16 protein-coding genes are annotated in these 22,299 nt (G+C 74.4%); 14 read left to right on the forward strand and 2 right to left on the reverse strand.

What is annotated here, in order from left to right; genetic code table 11:
* Window positions 1-132 precede the first annotated feature (132 nt).
* A complete protein-coding gene (locus ACIQTO_RS29385) occupies window positions 133-1,698 on the forward strand; it encodes a DUF4192 domain-containing protein (protein ID WP_402394185.1) in 1,566 nt (521 codons plus the stop codon).
* Between the two features lie 115 nt (window positions 1,699-1,813).
* Here the strand turns inward: ACIQTO_RS29385 and ACIQTO_RS29390 are convergent, their stop codons facing one another.
* Window positions 1,814-3,127 (reverse strand): alpha/beta fold hydrolase, encoded by a 1,314-nt coding sequence (locus ACIQTO_RS29390; RefSeq protein ID WP_402394186.1) that lies wholly within the window; start codon window positions 3,125-3,127, stop codon window positions 1,814-1,816.
* A gap of 771 nt (window positions 3,128-3,898) precedes the next feature.
* Here ACIQTO_RS29390 and ACIQTO_RS29395 point away from each other — a divergent pair.
* From ACIQTO_RS29395 to ACIQTO_RS29425, 7 genes are all read left to right on the forward strand, one after another.
* On the forward strand, window positions 3,899-6,049 hold the full coding sequence (locus ACIQTO_RS29395) for a glycogen debranching N-terminal domain-containing protein (protein WP_402394286.1): 2,151 nt from the start codon (window positions 3,899-3,901) through the stop codon (window positions 6,047-6,049).
* 131 nt (window positions 6,050-6,180) lie between these two features.
* On the forward strand, window positions 6,181-6,939 hold the full coding sequence (locus tag ACIQTO_RS29400; RefSeq protein ID WP_402394189.1) for an NUDIX domain-containing protein: 759 nt from the start codon (window positions 6,181-6,183) through the stop codon (window positions 6,937-6,939).
* A gap of 272 nt (window positions 6,940-7,211) precedes the next feature.
* The gene (locus tag ACIQTO_RS29405; protein ID WP_402394192.1) at window positions 7,212-8,843 is read left to right on the forward strand and encodes an ATP-binding cassette domain-containing protein; all 1,632 of its coding nucleotides are present in this window, start codon (window positions 7,212-7,214) and stop codon (window positions 8,841-8,843) included.
* Window positions 8,844-8,846: 3 nt separating this feature from the next.
* On the forward strand, window positions 8,847-9,752 hold the full coding sequence (locus tag ACIQTO_RS29410; RefSeq protein WP_402394195.1) for a hypothetical protein: 906 nt from the start codon (window positions 8,847-8,849) through the stop codon (window positions 9,750-9,752).
* A 219-nt stretch (window positions 9,753-9,971) separates the two neighbouring features.
* On the forward strand, window positions 9,972-10,904 hold the full coding sequence (locus ACIQTO_RS29415) for a FadR/GntR family transcriptional regulator (protein WP_402394198.1): 933 nt from the start codon (window positions 9,972-9,974) through the stop codon (window positions 10,902-10,904).
* 554 nt (window positions 10,905-11,458) lie between these two features.
* Window positions 11,459-13,099, forward strand: a complete 1,641-nt coding sequence (locus tag ACIQTO_RS29420) for an RNA polymerase sigma factor (protein WP_402394200.1) — start codon at window positions 11,459-11,461, stop codon at window positions 13,097-13,099.
* A gap of 370 nt (window positions 13,100-13,469) precedes the next feature.
* A complete protein-coding gene (locus ACIQTO_RS29425) occupies window positions 13,470-14,252 on the forward strand; it encodes a S1 family peptidase (protein WP_402394289.1) in 783 nt (260 codons plus the stop codon).
* A gap of 180 nt (window positions 14,253-14,432) precedes the next feature.
* On the opposite strand, the gene ACIQTO_RS29430 is transcribed toward ACIQTO_RS29425, so the two are convergent.
* Window positions 14,433-14,666 carry a hypothetical protein gene (locus ACIQTO_RS29430; RefSeq protein WP_329489866.1) on the reverse strand — a complete coding sequence of 78 codons (234 nt, stop codon included), beginning with the start codon at window positions 14,664-14,666 and terminating at the stop codon, window positions 14,433-14,435.
* A gap of 537 nt (window positions 14,667-15,203) precedes the next feature.
* Here ACIQTO_RS29430 and ACIQTO_RS29435 point away from each other — a divergent pair.
* From ACIQTO_RS29435 to ACIQTO_RS29460, 6 genes are all read left to right on the forward strand, one after another.
* A complete protein-coding gene (locus ACIQTO_RS29435) occupies window positions 15,204-17,315 on the forward strand; it encodes a type IIA DNA topoisomerase subunit B (RefSeq protein WP_402394203.1) in 2,112 nt (703 codons plus the stop codon).
* A gap of 169 nt (window positions 17,316-17,484) precedes the next feature.
* Window positions 17,485-17,970, forward strand: a complete 486-nt coding sequence (locus ACIQTO_RS29440) for a DUF1453 domain-containing protein (RefSeq protein WP_402394205.1) — start codon at window positions 17,485-17,487, stop codon at window positions 17,968-17,970.
* A gap of 30 nt (window positions 17,971-18,000) precedes the next feature.
* The gene (locus ACIQTO_RS29445) at window positions 18,001-19,161 is read left to right on the forward strand and encodes a sensor histidine kinase (RefSeq protein WP_402394208.1); all 1,161 of its coding nucleotides are present in this window, start codon (window positions 18,001-18,003) and stop codon (window positions 19,159-19,161) included.
* Entirely contained in the window at window positions 19,158-19,859 is a 702-nt protein-coding gene (locus ACIQTO_RS29450; RefSeq protein ID WP_402394211.1) for a response regulator, read from the forward strand. The genes ACIQTO_RS29445 and ACIQTO_RS29450 overlap by 4 nt, the downstream gene beginning before the upstream one ends.
* A gap of 135 nt (window positions 19,860-19,994) precedes the next feature.
* Window positions 19,995-20,519, forward strand: a complete 525-nt coding sequence (locus ACIQTO_RS29455) for a DUF485 domain-containing protein (protein WP_402394214.1) — start codon at window positions 19,995-19,997, stop codon at window positions 20,517-20,519.
* Window positions 20,516-22,186, forward strand: coding sequence for a cation acetate symporter (locus tag ACIQTO_RS29460; protein ID WP_402394216.1), 1,671 nt, complete (start codon window positions 20,516-20,518; stop codon window positions 22,184-22,186). The genes ACIQTO_RS29455 and ACIQTO_RS29460 overlap by 4 nt, the downstream gene beginning before the upstream one ends.
* The last annotated feature ends 113 nt before the right edge of the window (window positions 22,187-22,299 follow it).

The following is a 22,299-nucleotide window of genomic DNA, read 5'->3' on the forward strand; positions in this document are numbered from 1 at the left end:
GCCGCCGAATGTCACCCGGGAGAGTGGGTCGGAATGCCCCGAACGAGGGAGGTTTTATCCACAGGCGGGCTTTATCCACAGGAGAAAAGGAAATCTCCGGGGCGGCTCGCGGATTGCGGCAGTCTTCCGGCCATGAACAACGAACACATCGCACTCCCCTTCGGCCCGGCCTCCGGCGGGCGGCCGGTCAGCATGCGCGGCCCGGCCGACATGGCCGAGCTGTTGCCCTACCTGTTGGGCTTCTTCCCCGACGACAGCATCGTGGCCGTCGGGCTCCAGGGCCCGGACCTCCACCAGGGCGGGGTGATCCGGCTGGACATCCCCGAGTCGCCGCGGCAGTGGCCGGCGGCCGCCGGCGAGACGGCCTCGCTGCTCGTCGGCCTCTCCGAGCGGCGGGACCGCCGACCGGCCCAGGTCCTGCTGTACCTCTGTCAGGATCCGGACCGGGAGCACGGTCCGCCGGTGCTCGACCGGCTCGAACCGCTCGCGGCGGAGCTGAGGGCGGCCTTCGAGACCAGGGGAGTGGCGGTGAAGGAGTCGCTCTGCGTCTCCTCCGGCCGCTGGTGGTCCTTCCTCTGCCGCGGGGAGGGGTGTTGCGACCCGGCGGGTCAGCCGATCCGGCCCGGCCCCGGCCCGGTGGCCGCGGCGGCGACGTTCGCCGGCCTCGCGCCGCGGGGCAGCCGCAAGGCGATCGTGGCGGGGCTGGCCCCGATCGGTCCGCCCGGTGCGGAGGTCCAGCGCCTGGCGCTGGCCCGGGCCGCGGCCGGTGGGCGAGCCGGTCAGGCGTCGGCGCTCTCCCGGGAGCGGGGCGGTGCGCTGCTCGACCAGGCCGTGGCCGAGTTCATGGCCGGCGCGCGCGTCCTCGACGAGCACCGGACGGCGCGGCTGCTCGTCGCCCTCCAGGACCGGCGCACCCGGGACCGGGCCGCCGAATACATCCGGCCGGAGGAGCTCGCGCCCACCCAGCGCCTCTGGCGCTTCCTCGCCAGGCGCTGCGTGCCGCCCTACGCCGGTTACGCCCCGCCCCCGCTCACCCTGCTGGCCTGGGCGTCCTGGGTCGCGGGGGACACCGCGACGGCCCGTGTCGTGCTCGCCCACACGCTCCGGCTCGCCCCCTCCTACCTGTTGGCCCAGCTGCTCTACGAGTCCCTGAACGGTGGGCTCGCTCCCGAGGAGTTGCTGGCGAGCGTGGCGGCCGAGCGCAGCCGCCGCTCCGGCGGGGCGCGGCGGGAGCCGGTGGAGGGCCTGACCGGGCCTGACCCGGCGAACGGTCCCGGCGCGACCCCGGAGAAGGACCCGGAGAAGGGCCCGGAGGGTGGTCCGGAGCCCGTGCCGGAGGCGCCGCCGGGCCCGGCTCCGGCCAAGCCCCGTCGCCGACGTGCCCGGAAGGGGCCGGCCGAGGTCCCCAGTCGGAGGGCCCTCGGGGACGTGGCCGCCACTACGGGGCGGCTCCCCGATCACCCGACCGGGGGCACGCCGAAGGACGGCGAGGCCGGTCGGCCCGACGAGGGCCCGGGCGGTGGGCCGCCGGTGCGGGCGTCCGACCGAGAGGCGGGCCGTCCGTCCGTCAGGGCGCGCTCCGTGCGGAGGCTGCGGCTGGGCCGCGCCTCGCCCTGGGCGGCGGAGGCCATGGCGGGCGGGCGCGGCCGGTGCCGTGCTGCCCGCGGCTCGGCGGGAAGGGCCCGGCATGCGCGGTGACCGCCCCGGCGGCCCGGCACCCCGGCCCGTCCGTCCGGTCGGCCCGGGCAGCCGCCCGGGCCGACCGGCGCCGGTACCGGTCGCGCCGCCGTCCCGGGCCGGCGGCCGACGCCTGCTAGGCCTCGCCGTGCGCCATCGCGATCAGGCGGTCGAGCACCTTGCCACCGCTCACCCGAAGGCCGTCGTGCTCCCACTCATTGGTCACCCACGCCCGCAGGCCGCGTACCGACCGGGCGGTCTCCAGGGAGTCCGCGGTGTCGACGTACATGTCGTCGTGGTAGACCGCCGCCACCACCGGCACCTCGTTGGCGGCCAGCCGGGCCGGGTCGTACAGGTCGGCCCAGTCGGTGCGGGCGGCGAGCAGTTCCGCGGTCTCCTTCAGCGGGCGGAGCGCCGGGTCGGTGTCGAACATCCAGGGGTAGATCATCTCCCCGGTGAACAGCACCGGCGCCCCGGACTCCAGCGCGGCCGCGGCGTCGAACTCGGGGAACTCCTTGCGGACACGCTCGGCCGACCAGCCGGTGCCCGCCCGGTCCACCGACCGCTGGCCGTAGATCGACTCGTGCAGCACGGCGTACAGCGGCCCCTCGGCGAAGGAGACCTTGGCCTGGACGCCGGCCAGGAAGGTGTCGGACAGCTCGGGCCCGTCGGGGCCCTCCACCCAGGCCTCCTCCAGGAGGTAGTGCAGGCTCCCGGAGCCGCTGCCGGCGCCGAGCATCATGCCGAGGGCCTGGAACGCCTGGACGGTGAGCAGCCCGCCGTCGGGCAGGGTCGCGGGGGAGGCCGTCAGACGGGCGGCGATCCGCCGGACGGCCTCGACGTCCTGCGGGAAGCGGGCGTAGTGCTCCTCGTTCTTGCGGACGACCCGGGGGTAGGCCGCCCGGTAGACGTCGTCGGCCGAGCTGCGCAGGCCCGCGAGGCCACCGGTGACGAAGGCCTCGTGCAGCCCCTCGGGTGCGATCGAGAGGTAGCTGAGGAGGCAGAAACCGCCGAAGCTCTGGCCGAGCACGCTCCAGCGCCGGTCGTCGCCGAGCAGCCGGCGGCGGATCGACTCGGCGTCCCGCACGATCGAGTCCGCGCGGAAGTGCGCCAGGTAGTCGGCCTGCTCCTGGGCACCGCCGCGACGGGCGAGGGTCTGCCGGGTCGCGGGCGTGGACCGCCCGGTGCCGCGCTGGTCGAGCAGGAGCACCCGGTAGTCGTCGAGGGCGCGCTCCAGCCAGCCGTCCCGGCCGAGCGGGCGCCCCGCCTTGCCGCCCGGTCCGCCCTGGAGGAAGAGCAGCCAGGGCAGGTCGTCCTTCTCCCGGCGCGCGGCCACCACCTCGCGGGCGTACACCTCGATCTGCTCGCCCTGCGGGGCGGTGTGGTCGAGCGGCAGGCGGAAGACGTGGTCGGTCGTGACAATCCCGGGCAGCCGGCTGGCGGTGGACATACAACTCCTCGGTATGTGTCTGGTTCACAGCGGTCACGGCGCCGTTCACGGGGTTGCCGGTGCGGGCTCCGCGACCCCCGCACCGTATCCTGACGGCGGCCGGACACGGGTTCGACGGTCGCCGTTCATGACCGTCCGTCCGAGGAGGCGCGCGAGGCTGTACGACAGCCGCGGTTCCCGCGCTTCGGCCCGGAGCGGCACCGGCCCGGAGCAGCAGCGGCGGCCGGCCGGTGACGGCGGTACGACTGCCCGGTACCCCGGCGCGGCGGGCCGAAGTGACAGATCGAGCGTTACCTGCGACCGGTCGGCGGCGTTCACCCCGGGGGCACTGTGCCCGGCGGACACCGGGCTCCCCGAGACGGACGGCGCCGTGGCGCGCCCGGGTACCGAGCCGCCGCGCAGCAGCGGCGGACGGGACGCCGGACGGCGAAACGACCGGGGCACCACCCGCCCGGCCGACAGGCGGTGGCCGCCCCGGGCCCGTCGACGGCGGGTTCGGGCCTCGGTCGTGCACGGTGTCACCGGCGCGACCGACCGAGGGCCATGACGAAGTGCCGGGCACCAGGGCGTGCCCGGGAGAACGCACCCGGCACCTCGGCGGTACCGGGCGCCGCATGGCACGGCCCGGCGACGGGTACGGCCAGACACGGCAGACACGCCGGCGGGAACCCCCACCGGCCAGGCACCATCAGCACGCGATCGAGTGTGCTCGCGGCCCACCGGCCCCACCGGCCACCGGACCGCCGAGGGGAGGAGAGTCCGGTGACCGCCATGAGGCCACCACAGGCCATGCCGGCCGAGAGTGTGGTCGGTGCGCCGAGACCGGTCGGCCGCCCCGACCAGGTACCGCCGGGCATGCCCGCCGGCGTACCCGTCGGCCCGGCCCGGCCGGCGTCGCCGCCGCGTCCGCAGCCCGCCGCCGTCCACCACGCGGTGCTCTGCGTCAACGCCCCCGCCATGGCCGCCTCCGGTCCGGACGGGCAACTGCGCGGCCACGGCCTCCACGGCTTCTACCGTTCCGGCGTCCGGGTACTGGCCCGGATGGAGTTGCGGATCGGTGGCATGGAGCCCCTGCCGCTCCAGGGCACCCTGACCACGGCGGCCCAGGCCCGCTTCCTCGGCGCCGTCCGGATCCCCGGCGACCTCGACCCCGATCCGGCGCTCACCGTCGAGCGGCTGCGCCACGCCGACGGGGTCGAGACCGTCACCGTCCGGAACACCGGCAGCCGGCCCGCCCGGCTGCCGCTGGAGATCGCCCTCGGCACGGACCTCGGCGCCGTCGGCGAGATCGCCGCCGGTCACCGGCCGCCGGACCTGCCGGGACAGGTGCAGTCCGCCGGGCTGCGCTGGGCCGGTCCCACCCACAGCGCCGTCGTCAGCGCCAAGCCGTCGCCGCACGCCGTCCTGGCCGGCGCCGGAGTGCTGCGCTGGGACTTGGAGGTGCAGCCCGGCGCCCGGTGGTCGGTCGAGCTGCGCACCGAGCTGGAGAGCACCACCCCCGGCCCCCGGCCGCCGGGTGGCCGGGGCACCGGAGTCCCGCTGCCATGGGCGGAGCCGGAGATCCGCAGCGACGACCCCCGGGTCGGGCTGCTGGTACCGCGCGCGCTGGACGCCCTCGGAGGCCTGCTGTTCGCCGACCCGGACCGCCCGACCGATCTCTACCCGGCCTCCGGCGCGCCCTGGCGCTTCGGCCTCGCCCCGGCCGACGCGCTCTGGGCGGCCCGCCTGACCCTTCCGCTGGGCACCCGGCTGGCGGCCGGCACCCTGCGAGCGCTGGCCCGCCGTCAGCAGCTCGCGTCCGCGGCCGGCCAGGGCGGTCCCGGGCAGCCCGGTCACCGCTCCGAGGGGCTGCTGCCCGGGGCGCTGCGGCACGGCGGCCCGGAGCTGCCGCCCACCTGCACGGCCACCGAGGCGACGTTGCTGTTCGTCACGGTGCTGGCCGAGGCCTGGCGCTGGGGCCTGCCCCGGCACGAGGTCGCCGAGCTGCTGCCGGCCGCCGAACGGGCGCTCGGGGCGCTCCGCGAGGGCCTGGTCGACGGCTTCGTCACCGACCTCAGCCGCCCGGTGGAGGAGCGCGCCGCCCATCCGGTGGCGGCCCGGGCCGAGGTCCAGGCCCAGGCACACCGGGCCGCGCTGCACGGTGCCGAGCTGTTGGAGGCCTTCGGTCGCCCCGGCGCCGAGGAGTGGCGCGCCTGGGCGGCCGCGCTGCGGGGGCGCTTCCGCGAGCGGTTCTGGATCGACGACCTCTCCGGTGGCCGCCCGGCGGCGGGCCTCGCCCCGGGCGGCCAGCCGCTACCCGCCGTCACCTCCTCCTTCGTCCACCTCCTCGACCCGGGGCTCTGCTCCGACGGCGGCCGGCACGAGAGCCTGCTCGACCGGGAACAGACCAGACTGCTCGCCCAGCGACTGGCCGCACCCGAGCTGGACAGCGGCTGGGGTCTGCGCACGCTCAGCGCCAAGTCGCCCCGGTTCAATCCGCTCGGCCACCGCAGTGGGGCGGTGCGCGTCCACGAGACCGCCCTCGCGATCGCCGGGCTGGCCGAGGCCGGCCACGAGAACGAGGCCGGCGCGCTGCTGGAGGGGCTGCTCGGCGCGGCCGCCCACTTCGAGGGACGACTGCCCGAGATGTACGCGGGAGAGCAGCGCGTCCCCGGCTGCCCGCCGGTGCCGCACCCGGCCGCCTGCCACCCGGCGGCGGTCTCGGCGGCCGGAGCCGTCCACGCGGTGTTCGCCCTCGCCGGGGTCCGCCCCGATGTGCCGGGCGGGCGGGTGATGGTCCGGCCGGCCAGTACGGCCCCGCTCGGCGAGCTGCAGCTGACCGGGCTGCGGGTCGCGGGCGAACCGTTCTCGGTACGGGTGAGCCGGATCGGCGTCGCGATGGTGGAGGAGGCCTCTGCGGAGCTCCAACTGGTCGCCCGCTGACCTTCCCGACCCGTGCCGCGAGCGGGCGCCGCCGCCGCCCGCCCGACCGGTGGTCGGGGCCGGGCGCGGCAGGGGCACGGCTCGTGCGCGGGCCTGTGCTTATCGTCAGAGAGACGACTATGATCGTCGCCATGTCGCGTTATGACCCGTCGGCCTTCCCCCCGTTCGCTGTCACGGTTGACCTGGTGGTGCTGACGGTGCGGGACCACGCGCTGTGCGCCCTGCTGGTCCGGCGGGGTGAGCCCCCCTTCCAGGGCTACTGGGCCCTGCCCGGCGGTTTCGTCCGCCCGGACGAGGGCCTGGCCGAGGCGGCGTCCCGGGAGCTGGCCGAGGAGACCGGCCTGCGCGCCTACTCGGCTCCCGGTCACGACGCGGCGGGCCCCGGCACGGCCGGCGCGCACCTGGAGCAGCTCGCGACCTACGGTCACCCGCAGCGCGACCCCCGGATGCGAGTGGTCAGCGTCGCCTACCTCGTCCTGGCACCGGACCTGCCGACCCCGCGGGCCGGTGGCGACGCCAGCGGCGCCCGCTGGGCCCCGGTCGCCGAACTGCTCGGGCAGAGCCCGGCCGACGGCGTCCCGCTCGCCTTCGACCACGGGCTGATCCTGGCCGACGGGGTCGAGCGCGCCCGTTCCAAGATCGAGTACTCCTCACTGGCAACGGCCTTCTGCCCCACCGAGTTCACCGTCGGCGAGCTGCGCCGGGTCTACGAGGCGGTATGGGGTGTGGTGCTCGACCCGAGGAACTTCCACCGCAAGGTCACCGGCACCCCCGGCTTCCTGCTGCCCTCCGGCGGCACGACCACGCGTCAGGGCGGTCGCCCGGCCCAGCTGTTCACGGCCGGCGGGGCCACCGTGCTCAACCCGCCCATGCTGCGCCCGGAGTCCTGAGGCCGCGCCGCTCGCTCCGGCCACCCGCCCGGCCACCGCTCGCACCGCGACCCCCGAGCGTCCGCGGTCCCGGGCCCGATCAGCACCTCGTGGCTCCGTCGCAGGATCGGATTGTCCCCTGATCGGGTGAGGTGCGCGGGCTGCGGGCCCGTGCCGGTCCCGTCCTGCCCGGAATCGCCGCTCCGGACCCCTAATGTGCTGGCGCGGGGCCGTGCGGGCACGGTCCCGCGTCGCGCAGACCAGGTCGGCCGAGGGCACGGGAGCAGCCAGCGATGATCCAGATCACCGGACTGACCAAGGTCTACCGCAGGAGTGGACCGCCGGCGGTGCTCGATCTGACCTTCGACGCCCGCCCGGGCGCGGTGACGGCCCTGCTGGGTCCCGAGGACGCGGGCAAGTCCACCGCGCTGCGGCTGATGCTCGAACTCGAACGCGGCCAGGGCGTCACGCTCTTCGGCGGCCGCACCTACCGGCGGCTCCGGCATCCGGAGCGTGAGGTCGGCGTGCTGCTGCCCGGCCCCGGCGGAGCCGAGGGGACGATGGCCGGACACCCGGGCCGCAAGGCCGTCAGCCATCTCCGGATGCTGGCGGCAGCCGTCGGAGTACCCGCCCGGCGGGCCGACGAACTCCTGGAGCAGACCCGGCTGGCGGCCGTGGCCGGGCAGCGGCTGCGCACCTTCTCGCCCGGCATGCACCGGCGGCTGGCCCTGGCCACGGCGCTGCTCGCGGATCCCGGCACCTTGGTCCTCGACGCGCCCACCGAGGGGCTGTCGCCGCGCAATGTGGAGTGGTTCCACTCCTTCCTGCGGTCGTTCGGCGTCGCGGGCGGCACGGTTCTGGTGACCACCCGCACGCCGCAGGAGGCCGCCCGGCTCGCGGACCGTGTGATCACGCTCGACCAGGGCCGCCTGGTGGCCGATCAGCCGGTGGCGGAGTTCTGCCGCACCCGGCTCAGCCCCGAGGTCGCCGTGCGCGGGCCGCAGATGGCCCGGTTGGCCGATCTGCTGGCGGGTCAGGGCGCCGCGGTGCGCCGGGACGGCGGGGCAGGCCTCGCGGTGGCGGGGATCGGCCGCACCGAGATCGGTGAACTCGCCTACCGGCACGGCATCCTGTTGCACGAGCTGGCCGACCGGGTGGTCGAGCAGCCCGCTCCCCGCGTCACCCTGCCCACGGCTTCGGGGCGTTCGGGTCGGCTCCAGGTCGCGTCGGCGCCGGCCGAGCCCCGCCCGGCCGAGCCCAGCTCCGCTCGTCCGGCCGAGCCCCGCCCGGCCGAGCCCCGTTCGGGGACCCGCCGGTCGGGGAGGGCTGCCGGCGTGGCGACCGCCGCGCCGGAGGACGAGGTGCCGCCGGAGCCCCAGGGGTCCCCGAACACGTCGGCCCTGGTGCCCCAGCCGAGCGCCGGCACACCGAGCGCCGGCGCTCTGCCGGTCCTCGCGCTGCCCTCGTCGTCCGCCGTGGCCGCGGCCGCCGGCAGTGTCGCCGTCGCGGCCGCCACGGCACTGTCGGCGGTCACGGCCCGCGCCGCCCGGCCCTCGCGCCGGCAGCACCAGCAGCCTCGGCCGGGCCGGCAGCCGGACCCGTCGCACCGGCCCGAGCCGGAGAGCGCCGGGACCGCCGGCACCATCGGCACCACCGACAGCATCGAGAGCGCCGACACCTCTCCGACCGTCGCCGTGGACCGCCTGTTCCGTGACGGTCTCCGCGGCCTGGCCCGCGCCGACGGCGATCCGGCTCCCGAGCCGCGAATCCGGCACGAGGACACGGCTACCGGCGACCTGATGACCGCCGACACCGTCCGGCTCGGACGGCTGGACCCGGTGACGGCCGTCGGCGCGCCACCCACCCACCAGGCCCCGGCGGTCGCCCCCGCCGCCCCTGCCGCCCCCGACCACCGGAGCGAGTGAACCGTGCGTGTACTGGCCTACGAGCTGCGCCGACTGCGCGGCCTCCGCTCCACCTGGCTGCTCCTCGCCGCCGTGCTGCTCTGCGACGCCGTGGTGGCCGCCGTGCTGGCCGCCCAGACTCCCGCCGGGCCGCTGACCGGGTCGGCGGGAGTGCGGCTGCTGACGGCGACCGTGCCGCTGATCCCGCTGCCGTTCGCGGCGCTCGGCGCCGGGGTGCTGGGCGCGCTCTCCTACGGCCACGAGGTGCGACACCCCGGGCTGGCGGCCTCGCAGGTGTCGTATCCGCGCCGGGTACGGCTGCTGCTGGCCAAGCTGCTGGTGATCGGCCCGGTGGCGGGGCTGCTGGCGCTCGCGACCGTGCTGGTCGACACGGTGGCCGTGCACGTCGCGCTCCCGGCCGGGGTCGCGGTGGCCGCCTGGTCGGAGCCGGCCGCCCTGTCGGAGCGGGTGTCCGAGGCGCTCTCCTCGGCCGGCCTCACCGGGCTCGCCGACCTGCCCGGGGCGTTCGCCCCGGCAGCGCTCGCGGTCGGCCACGGGGCGCCGGCCGCGCTGCTGGCCTTCGTCCTGCTGGTGGTGGTGGCCGGTTGGACCGGGGTGCTGACGGCCTCGCTGACCCGCAGCGCCGCTGCCGGCGTGCTGTTGCTCTGCGCGCTGCCGCCGCTGCTGGAGTCCGGAGTGGCGCTGCTGCTCCGGTGGACGGGTACGGCCTGGCCGGTCCGCGCGACGGAGCTGCTGCCGTTCCAGTCCGGCGTCGAGTGGGCGTACGGATGGGTGTACGGCGGGGAGCACCGGGTTGCGGAGAGCGGTTCGGTGCTGACCGATCCGGCGCTCCTGGCGGCGGTGACGGCGCCGGCGTTCGTGCTGCTGTTGGTCTCCCTCCTGGTCCAGGCCCGGCGCCGGGCCCTCTGAGGCGGCGGACCGGCCTCCGGCCCCCGTCCGGGCGCCCCTCCCGGGGCACCGCCGGGGGCCGGTCGAAAGACTCGCCGAAGGCCTGGAGGCCGTCGGGAGGGCCCCGGCCCGGCCGGGAGTCCCGCTGACGGTTCGACAAGATCGACCAGCAGTGGCCGCAATGTGCGGTTCTTCCTGATAAGAAGTCAATTATCCAGTCACGGTCGATCACCCTTTCGTGTGCTTTTCACGAGAATTCTCAAGCTGCGCCCGCCGATCGCCGACAAAGGACCTGTGAGTACCCTTGCGCACCCCACCATGACCCCCACCCGTTCCGCCGAAGGTGCCATCCCCGGCGCCGGCGAGCTGGACCGCTTCTCGTACGCCGACCGGCCGACCCCGCCGGCGCCCCGCTGGGAGGGCGCCGAGTCGGATCTGGCCCGGGTCGGCCGCAAGACCACCAGCAGCCGCGGTCGAGGCCTGCACGGCCAGCTCGTGCAGCAGCTCGGCCAGATGATCGTCTCGGGCGACCTCGGTGCCGACCGCCCGCTCGTCCCCGAGGAGATCGGCCAGCGTTTCGAGGTCTCCCGCACCGTCGTCCGTGAGTCGCTGCGCGTGCTGGAGGCCAAGGGCCTGGTCAGTGCCCGGCCGAACGTCGGCACCCGGGTCCGCCCGGTCGGCGACTGGAACCTGCTCGACCCGGACATCATCGAGTGGCGCGCCTTCGGCCCGCAGCGCGACGAGCAGCGCCGGGAGCTGTTCGAGCTCCGCTGGGCCATCGAGCCGCTGGCCGCCCGGCTCGCCGCCGGCCACGGCCGGGAGGACGTCCAGCAGCGGCTGGTCGAACTGACCGAGATCATGGGCCACGCCTCGGCCCAGGCCGACCTCTCCACGTTCTCGCGGGCCGATGCCGAGCTGCACGCCCTGGTCCTGCAGGTGGCGGGGAACCGGATGCTGGAGCACCTCTCCGGGATCGTCTCCTGCGCGCTGCAGGTGTCCGGCGGCCCGGCCATCGCCTGCGAGCGGCCCTCGGAGGCCTCGGTCAGCCTGCACGCCCGGCTGGTGGACGCCCTGGGCACCGGCGACGGCACGGCCGGCGAGGCCGCGGTGCGGGCGCTGCTCACCGTGCACCCGGAGATCGAGCCGTCCGTCCCCGCCCCCCGGGAGCACTGAGTCGCCCACCCGGCGACCGAGCGGCCCCGCGACCCCTGGCCCTCCGGCCGCACCGCACGGCGCGGTCGGAGGGCTTCGTCGCGCCCGCGCCCCCTCGGTGGCCACCGCGCGACCTCGCCCGCCCCGCCCCGCCCCCGCCGCCGAGGCCGCGCCGGTGGACCCGACGGTGAACCGCCCCGATCTTCCGATACCGCCGCATCCGCGCGGCAGCCGTGCGCGACAATGGCCTGCCCATGCCAAGAGCTTGGCCGCGCGTGAGGGATGATGGATGCGGGCCCCGAGCCGCGCACGCCGAGTGGTGTGACCCGCGACACGAAGGCCATGCGTAACACTTGACGAGTAGCAGCGATGTGTCCTGAGCGGAAGCAGCTCCGGAATACCCCAACATGTCAGAATGCTGTGTTGGTCTGCGGCGCTGCTGCCGTCCTGCAAACCCAGTCCTCAAGCCCGAGTCGGTCGGAATCGACACCGCGCGTCCGACGCGCGATTTCCTTCCCCGCCCGCTCGGGCGGCCGGTACGGGTTCGAGTCCACTCATCGTCCGAGAGGTTGTTCGTGTCGGCCAGCACATCCCGTTCGCTTCCCCCCGAGATCGCCGAGTCCGCGGCTCTGCTGGCGCTCATCGAGCGGGGCAAGGCCCAGGGGCAGATCGCCGGTGACGACGTGCGCCAGGCGTTCGAGGCGGACCAGATCCCGGTCACCAAGTGGAAGAACGTCATGCGCAGCCTCAACCAGGTTCTGATTGAGGAGGGGGTGGACCTTATGGTCAGCGCGGCCGAGCCGGCCGGTGCCAAGCGCAAGAGCGTCGCTGCCAAGAGCCCCACCAAGCGCACTGCCACCAAGGCGGTCACCACCCGGAACCCGGCCGCTCCGGCGGCCCCGACCAAGCCCCCCGTGCGCATCGCGCCCGGTGCCACCATCTCGACCCCGTCGGTCGCGGCCGCCGCGGCCCCGGTCGGCACGGTGTCCGCCGAGATCACCGTTGACGCGACCGGGCTCTCCGCCGAGGCGAAGGCGTCGGCGGCGAAGAAGGCGGCCCCGGCCAAGAAGGCGGCCGCCAAGAAGACCGCCGCGCCGGCCAAGAAGACCGCCGCCAAGAAGACCGCCGCCACCAAGACGGGCAAGGGCGACGAGGAGCTCTCCGGCGAGGAGGAGCTGCTCGAGGACGTCGCGCTGCCCGGCGACAAGGCGGCCGAGGAGGCGGAGCCCGAGGAGGAGTCGCAGGGGTTCGTCCTCTCCGACGACGACGAGGACGACGCTCCGGCCCAGCAGGTCGCCGTCGCCGGTGCCACCGCCGACCCGGTCAAGGACTACCTGAAGCAGATCGGCAAGGTCCCGCTGCTCAACGCCGAGCAGGAGGTCGAGCTCGCCAAGCGCATCGAGGCCGGCCTGTTCGCCGAGGACAAGCTCTCGGCCGCCGACAAGCTGGCTCCGAAGCTCAAGCGCGAGCTGGAGATCATCGCCGAGGACGGCCGCCGCGCCAAGAACCACCTGCTGGAGGCCAACCTCCGTCTGGTCGTCTCGCTGGCCAAGCGTTACACCGGCCGCGGCATGCTCTTCCTGGACCTGATCCAGGAGGGCAACCTCGGTCTGATCCGTGCGGTCGAGAAGTTCGACTACACCAAGGGCTACAAGTTCTCCACCTACGCCACGTGGTGGATCCGCCAGGCGATCACCCGCGCGATGGCCGACCAGGCCCGCACCATCCGTATCCCGGTGCACATGGTCGAGGTCATCAACAAGCTGGCCCGCGTCCAGCGCCAGATGCTCCAGGACCTGGGCCGCGAGCCCACCCCGGAGGAGCTGGCCAAGGAACTCGACATGACCCCGGAGAAGGTCATCGAGGTCCAGAAGTACGGCCGCGAGCCCATCTCGCTGCACACCCCGCTGGGTGAGGACGGCGACAGCGAGTTCGGTGACCTGATCGAGGACTCCGAGGCGGTCGTGCCGGCCGACGCGGTCTCCTTCACCCTGCTCCAGGAGCAGCTGCACTCGGTGCTCGACACCCTGTCCGAGCGTGAGGCGGGCGTGGTCTCGATGCGCTTCGGCCTGACGGACGGCCAGCCGAAGACGCTGGACGAGATCGGCAAGGTGTACGGGGTCACCCGTGAGCGCATCCGCCAGATCGAGTCCAAGACCATGTCGAAGCTGCGCCACCCGTCGCGCTCCCAGGTGCTGCGCGACTACCTGGACTGATCCGCCACCGGCGGGACCGCCGCCGGACCACCCGGTCCGGTGAGGTCCGGCGGTCCGCCTTCCGAGAGGGCCCGGAGCATTGCGCTCCGGGCCCTCTCGCGTTGTCCGGTGGGCCGCTCGGAGCCCGGGCGCGTCAGCGTCCGGGTGGCCGTTGTCGCTCGTCCGGGTGGCGGTGCGGCGGGAACCGGTCGCGGATCGTAGTCGATCACCTACGCTGTGCCGGTTGCCTGCTGCCGAGCCAACTGGAGACACGGTGCTGCCCAACCCGGATCGCGCGGACCTGCTGACCGGCGCCCCGCCATCGGTACACCCGGCCACCCGGCCGGTGCGCCGCCGCCACCGGGCCGCCGTCCTCGGTCTGCTCGCGGCGCTGCCCGCGACCCTGGTCGCGTTCGGCCCGGCCGCGCCGGCCCAGGCCCAGCGCCGGATCGTCGGCGGGGCCGCGGCGACCACCGCGGAACACCCGTGGATGGTGGCGGTCGCCAGTCGCCAGCAGTTCGGCAACGGCCGCTCGGGGCAGTTCTGCGGTGGCGCGCTGGTCACCGCGACCAAGGTGGTGACGGCCGCGCACTGCTTCTACGACGAGTCCAAGGGCCGGCGGGTGGACCGGCCCGGTCTGAAGGTCGTGGTCGGCCGGGACGATCTGCGCGGCTCGGCCGGCCGTGAGGTGCCCGTCCAGGAGGTCTGGATCCACCCGGACTACGCCTTCACCGCCAATATGAACGACGTGGCGGTGCTCACACTCAGCGAGTCGCAGGGCGCCCGGCCCGTGATCGACCTGGTCGGCCAGGGGGAGGTCGAGTCGTACCGGGCGGGCAACCGGGCGCAGGTCTACGGCTGGGGGGACAGCACCGGTCGTGGTGACTACTCGCCCACGCTCCGTGGCGTCGACGTCTCGATCGTGCCGGACCAGACCTGTGCGCAGGCCTACCCCGGGGGGTCGGACGGGCACTTCGACGCCCGCGGCATGGTCTGCGCCGGCGAGGAGAAGGGCGGGAAGGACGCCTGCCAGGGGGACAGCGGCGGCCCGCTGGTCGTCGCCGGCCGCCTGGCCGGGCTGGTCTCCTGGGGGACGGGCTGCGCGGAGGCGGCCCACCCGGGTGTCTACACCCGGATCGGTACGGTCTCCGACGCGGTACGTGCCGTCCTGTAGTCGCGCGGTCACGTTCTGACGCGGCGTCGCCCGATCCGGCGCCCGGCGCCCTGCCGTCGGCCGGAAACAGCAGAGCCGGGTGGCCGGCCCCCCGAGGGGGACCGGCCACCCGGCTCACCGGTCGCGCGTGGTGCGCGGCCGGACACAGCTCGTGGCCTGCTGCTGCTGTGGCGCCCGGTATCAGCGCTCTTCGTCGGCGGCCGCGGCGTTGGTGGTGCTGCTGAGCCGGCCGCTCTCGTCCTGTATCTCCACGGCGATCTTCTTGAGCTCGGGCTCGAACTTCCGGCCGTGGTGGGCGCAGAAGAGCAGCTCTCCGCCGCTGGCGAGTACGACGCGCAGGTAGGCCTGGGCGCCGCAGCGGTCGCAGCGGTCAGCCGCGGTGAGCGGGCTCGCAGGGGTCAGAACAGTAGTCACGTCGCCTCTTCTCTAGCTCGACGAGCTGTCGTACCAGGGTCAACATCCAACCAGGCCGAAAACGTTCCCGCTCGTGGCTTTTCTTCTTTGAGGATTCTGCTGTGTTGATGAGGACGTGCCCCGGGGGCCGGTGGTTCATGCGTACCGAATCCCAGGATCCGCCTGTCGCTCGAACGCCCGATCGGGACGGGGTGCGAGGTCCGCGTAGCATAATCCTCTGCTGGGTTGGAGCATAAGCCCCGTCCTGGGCCCCGGTAGCCTGCATAACGGCAGTTCCGGAGCCTGCGCCCGGCCCCACGATCCGCCAGGACCGCTGGTACCGGGAGGAGATGGCGCTCCGGTGCGCGGAATCCGGAGCGGTGCTTGTTCGCGCAGCGCGTACAAGCTGCGCGGGACCCTCCCGTCGTGCTGTGCACCCACCGCAGGGGCGTGCACACGCGGAGGAACTGCTGTCGGTGCGGTGTGCTGCACTGGCGGACGTTCCGGCTGTGCCCGGATGTGACCGATGAGACAGAACTTCACCGAGGAGAGTGCCGCGTGAGTGCCGAAACGACCGTGCCGTCCGCACTGCTGGCGGGCGACGACGGCTCCAACTACACCGCTCGGCACCTGCTTGTCCTGGAGGGCCTGGAGGCGGTCCGCAAGCGCCCCGGCATGTACATCGGCTCCACCGACAGCCGCGGCCTGATGCACTGCCTCTGGGAGATCATCGACAACTCGGTCGACGAGGCCCTCGGCGGCCACTGCGACCACATCGACGTCGTCCTGCACGAGGACTCCTCGGTCGAGGTGCGGGACAACGGCCGCGGCATCCCGGTGGACGTCGAGCCCAAGACCGGGCTCTCCGGTGTCGAGGTCGTGATGACCAAGCTGCACGCCGGCGGCAAGTTCGGCGGCGGCTCGTACGCGGCCTCCGGCGGTCTGCACGGCGTCGGCGCGTCCGTCGTCAACGCCCTCTCGGCCCGGCTGGACGTGGAGGTCGACCGCAGCGGCCACACCCACGCGATCAGCTTCCGCCGGGGCACCCCCGGTATCTTCACCGAGGGCGGCCCGGACGCCCCGTTCGAGCCCGCCAACGGCCTCAGCAAGGCCCGCAAGGTGCCGAAGACCCGCACCGGCACCCGGATCCGCTACTGGGCCGACCGGCAGATCTTCCTCAAGGACGCCCGGCTCTCGCTGGAGCACCTGCACAACCGGGCCCGGCAGACCGCGTTCCTCGTCCCCGGCCTGACCATCGTCGTCCGTGACGAGCGGCTGACCGAGAGTGACCAGGTCGAGGAGTCGACCTTCCGCTTCGACGGCGGCATCGCCGAGTTCTGCGAGTTCCTCGCGCCGGACAAGCCGGTCTGCGACGTGCTGCGCCTGCACGGCGAGGGGGCCTTCAAGGAGACCGTCCCCGTCCTGGACGAGGTCGGCCACATGACGCCCACCGAGGTCACCCGCCACCTCGGGGTGGACATCGCGCTGCGCTGGGGCGCCGGCTACGACACCACGGTGCGCTCCTTCGTCAACATCATCGCCACCCCCAAGGGCGGCACCCACATCACCGGTTTCGAGCGCTCGCTCGCCAAGACCGTCAACGAGGCACTGCGCACCGCCAAGCTGCTGCGCGTCGCCGAGGACGACATCACCAAGGACGACGCCACCGAGGGTCTCACCGCCGTGGTCACCGTCCGGCTCGCGGAGCCGCAGTTCGAGGGCCAGACGAAGGAGGTGCTGGGCACCTCGGCGGCCAACCGGATCGTCGCCGCAGTGGTCGCCAAGGAGCTCAAGGCCTTCCTGACCTCCGCCAAGAAGGACGAGAAGCTGCAGGCCAGGGCGGTGCTGGAGAAGGTCGCCGCCGCCGCCCGGACCAGGGTCGCCGCCCGTCAGCACAAGGAGGCCCAGCGCCGGAAGACCGCGCTGGAGACCAGCTCGCTGCCGGCCAAGCTCGCCGACTGCCGCAGCGACGACGTCGAGCGCAGCGAACTCTTCATCGTCGAGGGGGACTCCGCCCTCGGTACCGCCAAGCTGGCCCGCAACTCGGAGTTCCAGGCGCTGCTGCCGATCCGCGGCAAGATCCTCAACGTGCAGAAGGCGTCCGTGAGCGACATGCTCAAGAACACCGAGTGCGCCGCGATCATCCAGGTGATAGGGGCCGGTTCGGGCCGCACCTTCGACATCGACCAGGCCCGTTACGGCCGGGTCATCTTCATGGCCGACGCCGACGTCGACGGCTCGCACATCCGCTGCCTGCTGCTGACGCTCTTTCAGCGGTACATGCGGCCCATGGTCGAGCAGGGCCGGGTCTTCGCCGCCGTCCCGCCGCTGCACCGGATCGAGCTCACCAGCCCCAAGCGCGGCCAGGACAAGTACCACTACACCTACTCCGACGCCGAGCTGCGCTCCACCCTGCTGGAGTTCCAGCGCAAGGGCATGCGCTGGAAGGAGCCGGTGCAGCGCTACAAGGGTCTCGGCGAGATGGACGCCGACCAGCTGGCCGAGACCACCATGGACCCGCGCCACCGCACGCTGCGCCGGATCAACCTGGGCGACCTGGAGCAGGCCGAGAAGATCTTCGACCTGCTGATGGGCAACGACGTCGCCCCCCGCAAGGAGTTCATCGTCGACTCGGCGGCCACCCTGGACCGCTCCCGCATCGACGCCTGAGCACAGCCCCCGGGCACACCCGCGCGACGAGGGCCCTCCACCCACGGGTGGAGGGCCCTCGGGCGTTCGGCTCCATCCGTTCGTCCACCCCGGCTCCGATCAGCCGGGAGCGCCGGATCCGTAGCGTCGGGGAGGTCAGCAGCCACCTCCCGGCGGGACGGAGAGTCCGATGAGCACCCTTGTCAACGTCGTCGCGGTCATCGCGGTGATGGCCCTGGTCGTCCGGCGCCAGATGCGCGCCCGGCGACTGGACACCGATCGCCGCTTCTGGGTGCTGCCGCTGGTCCTCGGCGCGCTCGCGCTGCGCGACCCGCGGCTGATCGACCACGAGCACACCGCCCAGTCGGCCGCCCTGCTCGGCTGCGGACTGGTCGCGGTGCTCGCGATGGGCTCCGTCTGGGGCTGGACCGTCCGGCTCTGGCGGGCCGGGGACGGCGGGCTGTGGGCCAAGGGCACCAGGGCCACGGTGGCCGCCTGGGCCGGGATGATCGTCATCCGGCTCGGCCTCTACGGGGTCGGCGCGGCCCTGCACGTCCACCAGGCGGGCAGCGCGCTGCTGCTCGGCCTGGCGGTGCTGCTGCTGGTCCGCTCGCTCGTGGTGAACTGGAGGGCGCGGATGCTGGAGGCCCCGGAGCAGGTCGCAGGGCTGCGCTGACCCACCACCGCGAGCTTTGAGGAGGCACCCGTGGCCGGGTGGTACTGGACCCGCTGGCCGTCCCGCGAGGGGCTGGAGCGCGACGCCGACAGCCGGCCGCGACGGGTCCTCACCGCGCTCGGCCGGGCCGTCCTGCTGGTCACCGTCTGCTGGGGGACGTTCTCCGCCGGCGCCCACACCGGCTGGGCGGTGGTGGTGGCGGTGGCCGGGCTGGCCGCAGCCGTCGGCCTGTCCGCCGGGTACCTGCGCGCCGCCCGGGAGCAGCGGCCAGCGCTGTCGTTCGGCCTGGCCGCCGGCCTGCTCGGGGTGGCCTGGCTGGCCAACTGGGGGCAGGCCTTCCTGCTCGCCGACGTCCTCTGGTACGGCCTGGCCGTGACCGCCCTGATCCGGCTGCCGCCCGCGCCCGCGCTGCTCACCGCGGCGGCCGCCCTCGGCTCGTACACCGCGGCCAGTTGGGCGAGCTGGCTGAGCGTCGTCGCCACCGTCGGCGGCCTCGCGCTGCTCGGCTACCTGCTGCGGCTGGACACCGAGGCGCGCGGCACCGCCCGGCGCCTGCTGGCCCAGGAGCGGGCCGCGCGGGCCGCCGAGGCGGAGAGCGCCGCGCTCGCCGAGCGGGCCAGGATCGCCCGGGAGATCCACGACGTCCTGGCCCACAGCCTCTCCGCGCAACTCGTCCACCTGGAGGCGGCCCGGCTGATGCTGGACGCGGGCACCGACCGGGAGCAGGTCCGCGAACGCGTGGTGGCCGCCCGGCGGATGGCGCAGGACGGCCTGGCCGAGACCCGGCAGGCGCTCTCCGCGCTGCGCGGCGAGTTCACCCCGGTCGGCGAGTTCCTGGTGGAGTTGACCGGGCGTGAGCGGGCGGTGCTCTCCGTCACCGGGACGCCGCGCCCGCTCCCCGCCGAGGCGGGGCTCGCGGTACGGCGCACAGCGCAGGAAGCCCTGACCAACGTGCGCAAACACGCCCCCGGCGCACGCTGCGCACTCGAACTGCGCTACCTGCCCGACGCGGTGGAGCTGGAGGTGCGCAACAGCCGGCCGGGGCGCGGCGAGCCGACGGGCGGGCTGACGGACAGCGGCAGCGGGTACGGTCTGCTGGGGATGCGCGAACGCGCGGAGCTGCTCGGCGGCACCCTGCTGGCGGGCCCGGACGAGGGAGGGTGGCGCGTGCTGCTGCGGGTACCGGCGTGAACGGGGTGGGCCCGACCAGGGTGCTGGTGGCGGACGACCAGACCGTGGTGCGCGAGGGCATCGTGATGCTGCTCGGCCTGCTGCCGGGCATCGAGGTGGTCGGCGCCGCCGCCGACGGCGAGGAGGCCGTCGCGCTGGTCGAGCGGCACCGCCCGGACGTCGTCCTGATGGACCTGCGGATGCCGCGCTGCGACGGTGTCGAGGCCACCCGCCGGATCCGGGCCGCGCACCCGGAGACGGAGGTGGTGGTGCTCACCACCTACGCCGACGACGACTCGCTCTTCCCCGCGCTGCAGGCCGGGGCGCGCGGCTACCTCACCAAGGACGCGGGCGGTGAGGAGATCGCCCGGGCCATCGCGGACGTCCGCTCGGGCGCGGCCGGGCTCTCCCCGCAGGTGCAACTGCGCCTGCTGGAGCGGCTGGCGGACAGTGCGGCCCGGGCCGCCGCGCCGAGTGCGGCGCAGGGTGGGACGGGCCGGCCGGGGGAGCTGCCGGACGGGCTGACCGCCCGCGAGGCCGAGGTGCTGGCCCTGATCGCGGAGGGTCTCTCCAACACCGAGATCGCCCGGCGGCTGTTCGTCAGCCCGGCCACCGTGAAGACGCACATCAACAATCTGTTCGCCAAAACCGCGGTGCGTGACCGGGCCCAGGCGGTCGCCTACGCCTTCCGCCACGGGATCACCGGTACGCAGCAGTAGTCGGATGAGCGTCTGTCGGATCATCGATCACCTCATCGAGTGAACGTATCTGCAATGGGAGTTTGCGGGCTCCGCGGGCCCCCATCATGGGTTCGGTCAGAGCCCCGTCAGAGCCTCGCCGGTCCAGGAGCAGCAGTGCCACAACAGCAGACGAGCAGTCCCGGGCAGGGGCAGCGATTCGACTGGTGGGCCGCTCCCGCCGCGGCCCCCCAACCCGGCCGGCCCGCGCCGCCCGCGCCCCAGGGGCCGCCGAGCCCGCCGCCCGCCCGGACGGAGACCGCGGCACCCGCCCGGCCGCTCCCGCCGGTACCCGCGCCGCCGGCCGAGGCCCCGCCGGCCGTCGACACCAGCAGCGAGGTGTACCGCGCCGTTCAGGCCAGCGAGGCGTTCCAGGAGATCAAGCGCGGCTACCGGTCCTTCGTCCTCCCCGTCAGCGGGGCGTTCCTCGGCTGGTACCTGCTGTACGTCGCGGCCCAGGCCGCCGCGCCCGGGGTGATGCGCAGCCAGGTCGCCGGCCCGGTCAACGTGGCCTGGCTGCTGGGCCTGCTGCAGTTCGCCTCGACCTTCGTGCTCACCTGGCTCTACGCCCGCAACGCCCGCACCAAGCGGGACCGGGCCGCGCTGGAGCTCCGCTGGGACACCCAGGACCAGCTGCGATGAGGACCGCCACCCCGCCCCCCGTCGCCCCGGCCGGAGACCACCACGACCTGGCCATCGTGCTCTTCGCCGTCATCGTCCTGGTCACCCTGGGCATCACCCTCTGGGTGGGCCGCCGGGGCAGCGCCGCCGAGGACTTCTACGCCGGCGGCCGTGACTTCACCCCGCTGCAGAACGGCTTCGCGCTCTCCGGCGACTACCTCTCCGCCGCCTCCTTCCTCGGCGTCGCCGGGCTGATCGCGCTGTACGGCTACGACGGCGTGCTCTACAGCATCGGCTTCCTGGTCGCCTGGCTGGTGGTGCTGATGCTCGTCGCCGAACTGGTCCGCAACGCCGGCCGGTACACCCTCGCCGACGTGTTGGCGCTGCGGCTGCGGCGGCGCAAGGTCCGGGCGGCGGCCGGCGGCGCCAGCGTCGTCGTCACCCTGCTCTACCTGGTCGCCCAGATGGTCGGCGCGGGCAGCCTGGTCGCCCTGCTGCTCGGCACCAGCAGCAGCGAGGCCCGCACCTGGACCATCGTGGCGGTGGGCGGTCTGATGATCGTCTACGTCACGGTCGGCGGGATGCGGGCCACCACCTGGATCCAGATCGTCAAGGCCTTCCTGCTGATCGCGGGCTCGGTGCTGCTCACCGTGCTGCTGATGGTCCGCTTCCACGGGGACGCCGCCGAGCTGATGCGGCAGGCCGCCCAGCACAGCGGCGCCGGGCAGCGGTACCTGGAGCCGGGGCTCAAGTACGGGGCGAGCTTCACCAGCCGGCTGGACTTCTTCAGCCTCGGCCTCGCGCTGGTGCTGGGGACGGCGGGCCTGCCGCACATCCTCTCCCGCTTCTACACCGTGCCCACCGCGCGGGCCGCCCGGCGCTCCACGATGTGGGCGATCGGGCTGGTCGGCAGCTTCTACCTGATGGCCATCGCGCTCGGCCTGGGCGCCACCGCGCTGGTCGGCTCGGCCGAGGTCCGGCACGCCAACGCGGCAGGCAACACGGCCGTCCCGCTGCTCGCCCTCGTCCTCGGCGGCGGCAACGGCAGTACCGGCGGGGTGGTGCTGTTCGCACTGATCTCGGCGATCGCCTTCGCCACCATCCTCGCCGTGGTCGCCGGGCTGACGCTCGCCTCCTCGGCGGCCTTCGCCCACGACATCTGGGCAGGTGCCTGGCGGGGCCGCCCGCGCCGTCGGCGGGGCGGTGTCCCGGCCTCCCGGCGGGCCCGCAGGGAGGCCTCCGAGCGCGAGGAGGTCGGCGTCGCCCGGATCGCGGCGGTGGGGATCGGCGCGGTCGCGATCGCGCTCAGCCTCTTCGCCCAGCAGCTGAACGTCGCCTTCCTGGTCGGCCTGGCCTTCGCCGTGGCCGCCTCGGCCAACCTGCCGGTGCTGCTGTACACGCTGTTCTGGCGCCGGTTCACCCCGCGCGGCGCGGTCTGGTCGGTGTACGGCGGGCTGGTTCCGGCGATCGTGCTGGTGACCTTCTCGCCGGTGGTCTCCGGCAGCAAGGTGGCGCTCTTCCCGGGGGTGGACTTCCACTGGTTCCCGCTGGAGAACCCGGGCATCATCTCCATCCCGTTGGGCTTCCTGGCCGGCTGGATCGGCACCCTGGTCTCGCCCGAGCCGGCCGACCCGGACCGCTACGCCGAGCTGGAGGTCCGCTCCCTCACCGGCGCCGGCGCGGCCTGAGCCGCGGCCCGCGCGCCCACGGAGCCCCGACGGGCCTGGGAACCGTCGGGGCTCCGTGCTGCCCGCCGGGGACCGCCGGCGGAGCCCCGCCCCGGACCCGCCCGCGCCCGGGG

It is taken from the genome of Kitasatospora sp. NPDC091207 (genome assembly GCF_044768625.1).
Taxonomy (GTDB): Bacteria; Actinomycetota; Actinomycetes; order Streptomycetales; family Streptomycetaceae; genus Kitasatospora.

Bases quoted from the DNA above. Each gene is read 5' to 3' on its own strand.
- ACIQTO_RS29385 (WP_402394185.1), top strand. From the start codon at position 133: ATGAACAACGAACACATCGCACTCCCCTTCGGCCCGGCCTCCGGCGGG.
- ACIQTO_RS29390 (WP_402394186.1), bottom strand. From the start codon at position 3,127: ATGTCCACCGCCAGCCGGCTGCCCGGGATTGTCACGACCGACCACGTC.
- ACIQTO_RS29395 (WP_402394286.1), top strand. From the start codon at position 3,899: ATGAGGCCACCACAGGCCATGCCGGCCGAGAGTGTGGTCGGTGCGCCG.
- ACIQTO_RS29400 (WP_402394189.1), top strand. From the start codon at position 6,181: ATGTCGCGTTATGACCCGTCGGCCTTCCCCCCGTTCGCTGTCACGGTT.
- ACIQTO_RS29405 (WP_402394192.1), top strand. From the start codon at position 7,212: ATGATCCAGATCACCGGACTGACCAAGGTCTACCGCAGGAGTGGACCG.
- ACIQTO_RS29440 (WP_402394205.1), top strand. From the start codon at position 17,485: ATGAGCACCCTTGTCAACGTCGTCGCGGTCATCGCGGTGATGGCCCTG.
- ACIQTO_RS29460 (WP_402394216.1), top strand. From the start codon at position 20,516: ATGAGGACCGCCACCCCGCCCCCCGTCGCCCCGGCCGGAGACCACCAC.